This window comes from Microcoleus sp. MON1_C1, from assembly GCF_036701945.1.
GTDB lineage: Bacteria > Cyanobacteriota > Cyanobacteriia > Cyanobacteriales > Microcoleaceae > Microcoleus.
Genome location: NZ_JAUBRO010000079.1, coordinates 1 through 11,000, shown reverse-complemented (window position 1 = coordinate 11,000; position 11,000 = coordinate 1). Strand labels below are relative to the sequence as shown.

The window sequence follows — 11,000 nt, the reverse complement described above, 5'->3', positions numbered from 1 at the left end:
TACTATTCCAGGATAAACGGTTCGCGGGCCGAAAATCTGGAACGGGCGATCGAGTTTTATGAGGCTGCTTTAACTGTTCGTACCCTTGAGGATTTCCCTGAAAAATGGGCAATAACTCAAAATAACCTAGCTGCTGCCTACTATTCCAGGATAAACGGTTCGCGGGCCGAAAATCTGGAACGGGCGATCGAGTTTTATGAGGCTGCTTTAACTGTCTATACCCTTAAGGATTTCCGTGAAGATCGGGCAATGACTCAAAATAACCTAGCTGCTGCCTACAGTGACAGGATAAACGGTTCGCGGGCCGAAAATCTGGAACGGGCGATCGAGTTTTTTGAGGCAGCTTTAACTGTTCGTACCCTTGAGGCTTTCCCTGAAAAATGGGCAATGACTCAAAATAACCTAGCTATTGCCTACAGTGACAGGATAAACGGTTCGCGGGCTGAAAATCTGGAACGGGCGATCGAGTTTTTTGAGGCTGCTTTAACTGTCTATACCCTTGAGGATTTCCCTGAAAAATGGGCAGGGACTCAAAATAACCTAGCTATTGCCTACAGTAACAGGATAAACGGTTCGCGGGCCGAAAATCTGGAACGGGCGATCGAGTTTTTTGAGGCTGCTTTAACTGTTCGTACCCTTGAGGATTTCCGTGAAGATTGGGCAATGACTCAAAATAACCTAGCTATTGCCTACAGTAACAGGATAAACGGTTCGCGGGCCGAAAATCTGGAACAGGCGATCGAGTTTTTTGAGGCTGCTTTAACTGTCTATACCCTTGAGAATTTCCCTGAAAAATGGGCAACGACTCAAAATAACCTAGCTATTGCCTACAGTAACAGGATAAACGGTTCGCGGGCCGAAAATCTGGAACGGGCGATCGAGTTTTATCAGGCAGCTTTAACTGTCTATACCCTTGAGGATTTCCCGATCGATAATGTAAAAACCTTAAATAACCTGGGCTGGGCTTATCTGGCAAAACTAGACAACATCAACCAAGAAAAACCAGAAGACACAAACCAAAAAGCAGCAACTCTCCAAAGTGCCTACGATACCTTTAAAAATGCCATAACCGGAGCCGCCAAACTGCGGAAGTTGGAATCGGGGAATGAAACCAAACAAAAACACGATTTGCACTGGGATAAACTCTACCAAGGTATGGTGCAAATATGCCTCGATCGCCAAAGCAACCAAGAAGCACTAGAATATGCCGAAGCCAACAAAGCCCGCAACCTTGCAGAAGTAATCGCCCAAAAACAGGAAATCCCCAAAACCCTAGCACCCATAACCTTCAGCGAAATTACCCAACTCCTCACCCCAAACACCGCCCTCATTGAGTGGTACATCACCGACGCAGAAATCATCACCTTTGTCGTCACTTACCCCGACGTGCTGACAGTGCATCGCAATCGTCAATCCGATGAATTAACCGATTTAGTTGCTGAATACCGGGAAGCCTACAAACAAAGCAAAACCGACTGGCAAAAGCAACTATCTACCTATCTCCAGCGCCTCGCAGACATCCTCCAAATCGCCACAATTCTGCCGCCATCAAGTACGCGCTTAATCCTAATTCCCCACTGGTTGCTGCACCTGTTCCCCCTCCACGCCCTACCCCTAAGTGACGGCGAATTCTTATTAGATAGATACCTCGAAGGGATTCAATACGCCCCCAGTTGCCAACTCCTGCAACAGATTACCATCCACCCAAATTTTGACCAACTCCTCGCCCTGCAAAATCCCACCTCGGATCTGAAGTACACCGATTTAGAAGTTACCAGCATCGCCCCCAAATTCGCGATAAGTCAAATTCTCCCCGGCAATGAAGCGAGTAAAAGAAATCTCCTAGAAAAGTATCTAGATCGGTTAGAAAACGCCCACTGCGCGCACTTTTCCTGTCACGGCTCCTTCAATCCCGACGATCCGCTAAAATCGTTTTTGATTTTGTCTGGGGGTATCATCTCCGGAGATTCCCCGTCGAGGGCGGGCACCGAGGAGAATGAATCAGATTGCTACGTGGAATGGCGCGAAGGCAAAACCGCCGATATTAACAATTGTCTAACATTAGCAGACATCTTGCTATTGCAATTCAAACATTGCCGCCTAGTCGTGCTTTCCGCCTGCGAAACCGCCCTCATTGACACCAAGAATCGCTCCGATTATATTGGATTGCCGACAGGATTTCTCCACGCCGGAGCAATGGCAACCCTAGCCAGTCTTTGGGCTGTCAACGACCTCTCCACCGCCTTGATAATGGTAAAATTCTATGAATTGCTACAACCTGGAGTTAGCATCGGTAAAGCCCTCCACGATACCCAGCGCTGGTTTAAGTCGGCCAAAACCCCAGATTTGGTATCATGGGTAAAGGAATCCGATAGTTTTGATGACGAGCGGAAAGAATATACTGAAGAACTGCTAGGACGTTACAATGATGATGAAAAACCCTACAGCGATGTTTATCATTGGGCAGCGTTTTGTGCGATCGGATTGTGATACCCAGGGCTAGCCAGAAACCGGGTTTTTCACCACAATACTGTGCTAAAATGTTCAAATTCGATAAAAACCCGGTTTCTTTACACGGCGCGCGATCGACCTATAATTAAAATGTACAAATAGAGACTATAGCCTTCAAATTCTAGTAACATTCATTCGCCAGTAAAATTTATGATGAAAAGCGTGATTTTGTGGGAAATTTATAACGCCATTACCACAGCCCCGGAGATTCTTACTCCGCCATTTATTGAAGAATTACTCAAGACTGTTTTACCTTTAGCGGAGTCTGATGCGGATGATAAAGTTGTCAAAGAAGCGATTAACAAACTTTATCGAAATTTTACAGAGGTGAGAGATAGGATTGGCGATGTGAGAAAAAATCTCGATGATGCCGAAGCAGAAGTCACCCCCGGTTATGAAACACTCATCAATACATATCCCGATATCAAACCACTAGTAGCAAGCTTCAAAAAACGCATTGACAAAGCAAATGCTAAAAATTGACCATCCCCAAATCTACATCTACAGCTACCAACTCAGCCGCGAAAGCAAAACCGAAGTCAACTCTATCTGGACTTGGGCTAATAATATCTGGCAACATTTCAGCCACGAAAAAGAGCTAATCTTTTCCCAAGCCAACCTCGGTTATCCCCTCACTAAAGCCAAGAAATTCTCGCATTCAAATAAAATTGATGGTTCCTTCAAGTTTTGCCGTCTGGATGATAGCGAAGGCATTTTAGCAAGAATTGGCAGCCCAGAAACGGATGAAAATAAAGATATAGATGTCGCAGCATTAAAAGATTTTAATGTTAATAATCTCATGCTTGCTGATAGTTATGAAGATTGGCTGGGACACACTATTTTTATTACCTACAAATTACCAACCTATCAACCTCGCACTAATAAAAAATACCTCCGCCAAATTGCGGATGAATGTTTAAAGAATCTGTTCCCCGAAGCATCTGTGCATCCACCTTTTTACCGCGATACTGAGTTACTGGGTTCTCCAATTTTTGAGTACAGTTCGCTCAAAAGTCAAGTACAAGTCTTTGTTTATCTGGTTGACGATGAGATGGAGGACAAATTAGGGCAAATTCTTCAACCTTTATTTGAATTGTTTTATTATCGCCATAAAATCACTACAGCTTTTCTGGATAGCCGCAAAATTTCTGATTTACTCAAGGGACTATATGGAGAAATTAAGGGTATAATCGCTAGCTTAAAAACAAAAATCCCTGAGTTTGAATCGAACAATGATGTTGCTTCCCAGGAAAAGGTTAATACAGATGAGTTTTTAACCTCTCTGAAAATCACACACAAACAGTTACTTCGAGAAAGTTTGGATTATCAAATACTATTAGGAGATCTGGAAAATTTTAATAATACGATTAATATTCATGATTACAATTATCAGGAAAAACTGGCTCAAATCTGTGATAAATGGCAAGCCTCAACCGAAGATTTAACAACATTTAAGTTTTTTATTGATAAAAATTCTCCGTATTTGCAAAGACAAATTCAGGGTGATTTAGGCTATTTCAAACATGGCACTGATTTGATTAAGATTGCGGTGGATTTGGTGGCGGGGATTGTAGATATTGAACAAGCAGAAATTGATCGCTCCCTAGAAAGAACCATTCAAATACTCGGAACTGGATTAGGGGCTGGAGGCATTGTGGTGTCTGCGGTTGCGAATTATGTAGAGAGAGACATAGTGTTCAGAATACCTCAAAATGGCGATCGCATTCATCCGGCTGTAGCTAGTCTGTTGTGGAGTCTCTTGGCGGTAATCGTGGTTTCTGGATTGGTGGGCTGGATTAATGGTGCGTGGAAAATCAATCAGTACAGATGGTTTCGGCGTAAGTCTGAACCTCGGAGATTGCCCGATTCCCAAAGTCCACCAGTTAATGATATGTTACAGGAAGCAGCCGAAGTGCGATCGCCCACTGAACAAGAATAAAACTCAACCATTACCGTTAATCATATTTTACAGGAAGCGGAAGAGAGACTCGGCGGTTGAAACCGCGTCTATACAAACGATGTCCGCCGGGGGCCGACTAAGAGATAAGAAAGAATTTAGAAGTGTTGAAATCCTCGATCGAGCTTTAATATAGCATCAGGATAAATACCACTGCTATCAGTTAGCCAGATATCGGTGCTATCCGTAGTGATTCCCACAATCGCGGCTCCATTTCCTATTTTTTCCACTAATAACTGAGCATTTGCCATCGGCAAAAACAGCACTAACTCGAAGTCTTCTCCGCCGTATAAGGCCCAATCTAAAGCTTTTTCGGTTGATACGATTTCGCTGAAAATATCGGGAATTGGTATTTTTGGGCGATCGACTTTTGCGCCCACACCGCTAGCCCGACAAATTTGAATAATCGCATCAGCTAAACCGTCGCTGCTGTCCATTCCGGCGATTGCAATTGGGGATTTAACCCCCCCCGACCCCCCCTTGCTAAGGGGGGGAGAATTGACCCCCCCCGGCCCCCCCTTGCTAAGGGGGGGAGAATTGAAATCTTGCTTCCCCCCCTTGCTAAGAGGGGGACTGAGGGGGGGTTCCATCGCACCTGGAGAATTAAAATCTTGCTTCCCCCCCTTACCAAGGGGGGGACTGAGGGGGGGTTCCATCGCACCTGGAGAATTGAAATCTTGCTTCCCCCCCTTACCAAGGGGGGGACTGAGGGGGGGTTCCATCGCGCCTTCGGAACCTAATATTTCCCAAACAACCGGCAAAACATCGAGTCTCGGTTTAGGGCGCTGGTGGGCGAGAATTAAAGAAGCCCGATCGACTTCTGTAAGATTTTGCCCGAATTCTGGATTTAACAGCAATTCTAATCCTGCGCGGGAGGCTCCGTGAACGCCGGTAGCCACAATCGCCCAATTCGATCGCGCATTTGACCGACTAATGGTACGATCGCACTCAACTTGTCCGAAAGCAGTAATCGCAACAGTCACCACGGGCGATCGCACAACATCGCCACCGACGATCGGCGTATGATATTCTTGCAAGCAAGCCGTCATCCCCCGATAAAACTCTTCCACCCACTCCACAGCCGTATCCGCCGCCACAGCGAGGGCTACAGTCACCGCCAGAGGCTTTGCTCCCATAGCCGCGAGATCCGACAAATTCGCTGCTGCGGCGCGCCATCCTGCGTAATAAGGCCCCGTAGTGCGATCGCTAAAATGCACTCCATCCACCAACATATCTGTAGTGATAGCGAGAGATTGGTTGGGAGTTGTAGGCATGACAGCGCAATCATCACCAACTATCTCTGCGGGGCAGAATTTTTGCAATATTCTTAAAAGGCCTTGTTCACCGATATCTTTAACTTGCATAAATTTGAATTAGTCGATCGCACTTTCTCAATTCACCATTCCTTACCCGAACTCGGCGGCAAGCGCAACTTAGGAAACCTATAAAAAGTATCCCCTTCATCATCTACCTCTAAAACCGCCGAAAAAATCTTAACTTGCCGAGTTAAATACTGCTGGGCAACTTCTGCCTCAACTCTAGCATTAGCCGCCAGTTGAATCAACGAAATTTGACTGTTTTGAGTTTCCAACAACTCATAAAAAGCCTCATCCAAACGCTGCTTTTGCTTGCTTTCATTCACATTTTTTACAATTAACAATCCTGTGAATCCGCCCAAACCTATTACCAATAAAAATTGTAAAATAGCCATATTCTCGATTTAATTCCTAATTTCAATAACGAAACTATAAAAATTATCTCTTCTTCCAGCCCGCTAATGCGGGATTTATCTGTGCAGAAGCGATTTCAATCTCCTTCACCATCCAGAAACGATTTCAATCGCAGTCACTATTGATTTTTTCAGCCCGCGCAGGCGGGCTTTGTTTGTGTAAAAGCGATTTCAATCGCCGTCACTTTTGACAAGCAGCGATTTCAATCGCCGTCATTAATTAAACTTGAGGTCGCACCAAATTTTCGATTCCTTTAACTACCTTAGCAGATACAATCTTGTCTCCCTGCTTCAGTTGCTCCAAAACTTCTTTTCCTTCAATCATGTAACCAAAAACAGCATATCGCCCGTCCAACAAATTCAGACCGGCGGGCGTGAGTTCAGGCTCAAACAAGAAAAAGAAAAACTGAGAAGAAGCGCTATCAGGGTCAGTTTCTGTACGGGCCATGGCCACAGTACCGAAAGCAGAAAAAGGCAAAACAGGTTCGTCGCGATAACGCCCCGCATCTTCTAGAGTAATCCCGTAAATAGGTTCTTTTTCGTCCCTGACGAGCACTTCTAGCGGCACATTCCGGTATTTGCCAGTAGCTGGGTCAATAAAACCCTCTTCCTTGCCTTCGGGGTCTCCGGTTTGCAAAACGTAGGATTCTTCCGATCGAATAAACGGCAAACCGTCATAAAAACCTCGATCGACCAAATCCACAAAATTACCAGCCGTAACCGGGGCGCTGTAGCCGTCAACCACAACAGTAATTTCCCCTTTTTCAGTTTGTACAGCCACAGTAGCGCGCCCTTTCAGTTGAGGCAGATTAGCATACTTGGCCGGCACTTCAAAAGGAAACTTTGTCACCATCAACTCTTCGATTTCGCCTACCGAACCGAGGATTGTGGCTTTCAAGTCAATCACTTTTTCCTTGTCTTTAGCCTCAACAGCCTTTTCCAGTTGAGCAATTCCGTTCTTGACTGCTGCCACTAGAGTTTCAGCTTCCGGCTTTTTGGTGTCGGGAATACTCTCTAAAAGGTCAGATTCCCGAAGGTTGAGAATCCTGGAAGCCTTGCTGACATCACTGCTAATCGGCCCCCAACGTTTAGACCGTATGTGGTTGCCAATGTCTTCGAGACTGATTTGCAACTCTCGCACAGTCTGATTGTCAATAGGTAAAGCGAAGCGCAGCAGCGCCCGCCCGTCCGTAATCGCATTCCCTGCAGGCATACTGCTGCTGGGCCGTTTGGCATGGGAGACTGCACTGAAACTCAGGGAGAGAGTGAACAGCAAGAGCGCTAAAGCGACGGTTTTGACCCAGCGCTTGCACGTATCGATCGAGAAATTAGGCCAATGCAACATAACTTTAACTTTTATTGCCTCTATTATCTTCCCACAGCGCTGCCCGCCCTCTAAGCTGCTACCCATCTAAAGTGTCTGTTCCTTCGGCCCGGGAGGCAGTTACCCACTAACAACAGCCCCTTGCCCCCTGCCATTAACATTTCCGTACAGCACTTGCTCCCTTTGAACGGTAAAATAAAATGCCAATTGCTTTTTGATGCCGTCAGCTAGACTGCGGCTTTAACCTGACTGTAGTTCCCCCGTGCCCGCAAGGCGACGGGATTGCCCGCAAAAATTTATATGATCTCCAGTAACGACTTTCGACCAGGTGTTTCAATTGAATGGAATAACGGCGTGTGGCGGGTTATCGAATTCCTCCACGTCAAGCCAGGAAAAGGCTCGGCTTTCGTGCGGACAAAATTAAAAAACGTCCAAACCGGAAACGTAGTAGAACAAACCTTCCGGGCGGGCGAGACAATGCCTCAAGCTAACCTGGAAAAGAGCGTGATGCAACATACCTATAAAGAGGGCGACGAGCTCGTCTTTATGGATATGGAAACTTACGAGGAAAGTCGGCTCAGTGCTAAGCAAATAGGCGATCGTGTCAAGTACCTCACTGAAGGTATGGAAGTCAGCATCCTGCGCTGGAACGACCAAATCATGGAAGTGGAACTGCCCAACTCTGTTGTCTTGGAAGTGATACAAACCGATCCCGGAGTCAAAGGAGATACTGCCACTGGTGGCAGCAAACCCGCCATCCTCTCCACTGGCGCTCAGATTATGGTGCCTCTATTTATTTCCATTGGAGAACGGATTCGGATTGATACTCGTGAAGACAAGTACCTCGGCCGAGAGTAGAAACGAGGGAGGAAAAGGGAGTTTTTAGTTTTGAGTTTTGAGTTATGAGTTAAAGAAGTCCAAATTCAATACTCATCGCTCACAGCTTAAAAACTCTCCCTTTTGCCTCCAAAGTCGTTGATGCTCCTAGCTTCGCCTGATTCTGAATTTTCAATTTTCAATTTTCCATTTTCAATTCTCAATTACCCTTGAATCTGCTGTGCAACTAGACTTAAACCAGCTTTGTGACCTGCTAACTGTATTAGACAAAACTGGCATTTCGGAACTGACCTTAAAAAGTGGGGATATTGAACTGACAGTACGCAAAGGCATTCTGGCAAGTTCAGCAGGCACCTCTGCTGCGCTCCCTGCTGCCGTGGCGACTGTCGCTCCGAGCGCGTTGGCCGCTGTTGCTAGCCCCACATTAGCGTCACCTGCTGCGGTTGACCAAAATTTAGCAGCGGATCTGGCTGCCCCTGTACCCGTCGCCCCTGTCGCCGTACCTGCTGCCGTACCTGCTTCTGTCGATACGAAATGGGTGCCAATTATCTCGCCGATGGTAGGAACCTTTTATCGCGCTGCAGCTCCTGACGAGCCACCTTTTGTCAATGTGGGCGATCGCATCAAGGTCAATCAGACAGTCTGTATTATCGAAGCGATGAAGCTGATGAACGAGATCGATGCGGATGAAGTCTCCGGTCAAGTGATGGAAATTTTAGTTCAAAATGGCGAACCTGTCGAATACGGTCAAGTGTTGATGCGAATTAATCCGGATTGAAGGATTACTTTATTGTTATGGACAGAATAAATGCTAATATTTCCCGATCACTTCTCTCCGGTGAGTTTGATGAAGTCATCCCAGCCTGTCCCGCAAGAGGTTGTGCAACAAGTTGCTGAGTATTTCAGCATTTTGAGCGAACCCATGCGTTTACGAATTTTGAACTTGCTTCGCGACGGCGAAAAATGCGTGCAAGAATTGGTGGAAGCTACTCAAACGAGTCAAGCCAATGTTTCTAAGCACCTAAAACTCATGCTCCAAGCTGGTATCCTCACTCGCCGGAGTGAAGGAACTTCAGCTTATTATAAGGTGCAGGACGAGTTAATTTTTGAGCTGTGTAATATGGTGTGCGATCGGCTTGCCAGCAGGATCGAACAGCAAGCCCTACACTTTCGGGCATTTAGCCTAACTACGAAGCACTGAAAATTAGTTGCCAGTTCTCAGTCCTCAGTCATGAGTCATCAGTTATCAATTCCTACGATCGGCCTTCAGACCGATGACTAATGGCTTGTAACTAATGACTCATAATTACTAAAGGGGAAAATTTTTGTCAAAACTTTGGCGGGTACTCGGCTGAGCCACCTCCAAACCTTCGCCGCCTAAAAGTTCTAAAGGCTTCCCTTCCACCGAAATCCAAACCTTGGTATTCGGTTTTAAACTCGTAGCGGTATAGATAACTTGCCCTAACCGGCCAGTCATCGAATTGCTCCCTCCCCCCGAAGTAAATTCGGCTGACAAATCGACATAAACTCCGTCATTCTTAACACTCAAACCCCTGAGTTTTGTCCCCTTAGGAATTTCGCTAGAAACAGTTCCATCCTTCGGCCCGGCCAACAAACTGTTAAAAGCAGCTTGTAAAGCTGCATCAGGCTGGTCAGCTTGTTTGACAGCTACTTTCGTAGGAACTCCCTCAAATTTACCGCTGGCATCTTTAACCCAGTAGACTTGCACTGTCTGGACATCCGTCTGCGGCAAAGGCTTGGGCTGCGGCGACTTTGGGACTAGAGCCTGCGGCGTCTGAGCTTGAGGTGTCTGAACCTGCGGCGTCTGAACCTGTGGCGTCTGAACCTGTGGCACTTGTACAGGATTTGGAGGGGGTACGGGGATAACTACAGCAGGAGATTCCGCAGGGCTTGGGGACAGCGGCGGAGCGGTAGTTTGAGCAGAAGACTGCGTACCTGCGGGGGTTGGCGAACGGTTTGCGGTCCACCAGGCAATGCCCCCTCCCGCCAGTAAAGCCAACCCGCAAACACCGGCAATGACGGCTGTGGAGACGCGGCGTACTTCTTGTCCATCTTTCATAATACAAATTCTCCTTACAGATAGAGCGCTTGGGACGGTGAGGAGCGACTCCCGATCAGCTACATTTGTCTATGGTTAGATTCTGGAATTGACACAATTGCATTGCTGCTAGCGAACACTTTATAGCAAGCCCAACATATCCTGAATCCGACTATTGGAATCCTAGACCATCATATAAGATTTCGCCGGTGGAGTATGTCACAGTATCTCGATCGGCCTAGTGGCTATGTTCTATAGTAATCATAAAAAATTAAAGAATAAAGGAAGAAAAAACAAGTAAAAAGGAAGAAGGAAAGCAACGAATGGATGTAAGGGAGGTAAGGGGGTAACGGATTTAAGGGATTTAAGGGATAGAAGCAGGTCTCTAAAAAAATTTTCCCCAAACAAAAAGCGCCCCTATTTCTAGGAGCGCTTTTTGTCAATCAAAAGCTAAAACTTAGCCGTTGATAGAAGGAGCAACCAAAGCTACGGGAGTAGTTTCACCAGCAGCCAAGTCGAGCGGGAAGTTGTGAGCATTGCGCTCGTGCATTACTTCCATACCCAAGTTAGCGCGGTTGATGAC

Annotated in this window: 10 protein-coding genes and 1 pseudogene; 6 read left to right on the top strand and 5 right to left on the bottom strand. The window is 46.3% G+C overall.

Annotated features, from left to right (window positions below):
* The 3 genes from QUA62_RS27300 to QUA62_RS27290 form a co-directional block, all read left to right on the top strand.
* Positions 1-2,490 (top strand): CHAT domain-containing tetratricopeptide repeat protein (locus QUA62_RS27300; RefSeq protein WP_333407977.1); only part of this gene is annotated, 2,490 nt, incomplete at its 5' end.
* 171 nt (positions 2,491-2,661) lie between these two features.
* On the top strand, positions 2,662-2,994 hold the full coding sequence (locus QUA62_RS27295; protein ID WP_333407976.1) for a hypothetical protein: 333 nt from the start codon (positions 2,662-2,664) through the stop codon (positions 2,992-2,994).
* Entirely contained in the window at positions 2,981-4,450 is a 1,470-nt protein-coding gene (locus tag QUA62_RS27290) for a hypothetical protein (protein ID WP_333407975.1), read from the top strand. Before QUA62_RS27295 ends, QUA62_RS27290 begins: the two co-directional genes overlap by 14 nt.
* Before the next feature lie 116 nt (positions 4,451-4,566).
* Here QUA62_RS27290 and thiL read toward each other — a convergent pair whose 3' ends face one another.
* From thiL to QUA62_RS27275, 3 genes are all read right to left on the bottom strand, one after another.
* Complete coding sequence (thiL, locus tag QUA62_RS27285) at positions 4,567-5,832, bottom strand: thiamine-phosphate kinase (protein ID WP_333407974.1); 1,266 nt, start codon at positions 5,830-5,832, stop codon at positions 4,567-4,569.
* Positions 5,833-5,864: 32 nt separating this feature from the next.
* Positions 5,865-6,179, bottom strand: coding sequence for a hypothetical protein (locus tag QUA62_RS27280; protein ID WP_333407973.1), 315 nt, complete (start codon positions 6,177-6,179; stop codon positions 5,865-5,867).
* 238 nt (positions 6,180-6,417) lie between these two features.
* On the bottom strand, positions 6,418-7,542 hold the full coding sequence (locus tag QUA62_RS27275; protein ID WP_333217054.1) for a peptidylprolyl isomerase: 1,125 nt from the start codon (positions 7,540-7,542) through the stop codon (positions 6,418-6,420).
* A 279-nt stretch (positions 7,543-7,821) separates the two neighbouring features.
* On the opposite strand from QUA62_RS27275, the gene efp reads away from it, so the two are divergent.
* The 3 genes from efp (at position 7,822) to QUA62_RS27260 (ending at position 9,559) form a co-directional block, all read left to right on the top strand.
* Positions 7,822-8,379 (top strand): elongation factor P, encoded by a 558-nt coding sequence (gene efp / locus QUA62_RS27270; protein ID WP_190659475.1) that lies wholly within the window; start codon positions 7,822-7,824, stop codon positions 8,377-8,379.
* Between the two features lie 199 nt (positions 8,380-8,578).
* The gene (gene accB, locus QUA62_RS27265) at positions 8,579-9,136 is read left to right on the top strand and encodes an acetyl-CoA carboxylase biotin carboxyl carrier protein (RefSeq protein WP_333064832.1); all 558 of its coding nucleotides are present in this window, start codon (positions 8,579-8,581) and stop codon (positions 9,134-9,136) included.
* Between the two features lie 30 nt (positions 9,137-9,166).
* A complete protein-coding gene (locus tag QUA62_RS27260; RefSeq protein WP_006631662.1) occupies positions 9,167-9,559 on the top strand; it encodes an ArsR/SmtB family transcription factor in 393 nt (130 codons plus the stop codon).
* Positions 9,560-9,667: 108 nt separating this feature from the next.
* Here the strand turns inward: QUA62_RS27260 and QUA62_RS27255 are convergent, their stop codons facing one another.
* Together QUA62_RS27255 and QUA62_RS27250 are read right to left on the bottom strand one after the other, a co-directional pair.
* Entirely contained in the window at positions 9,668-10,438 is a 771-nt protein-coding gene (locus QUA62_RS27255) for a GerMN domain-containing protein (RefSeq protein ID WP_333407972.1), read from the bottom strand.
* 436 nt (positions 10,439-10,874) lie between these two features.
* Positions 10,875-11,000, bottom strand: a pseudogene (locus tag QUA62_RS27250) (photosystem II q(b) protein); the annotation flags it as partial.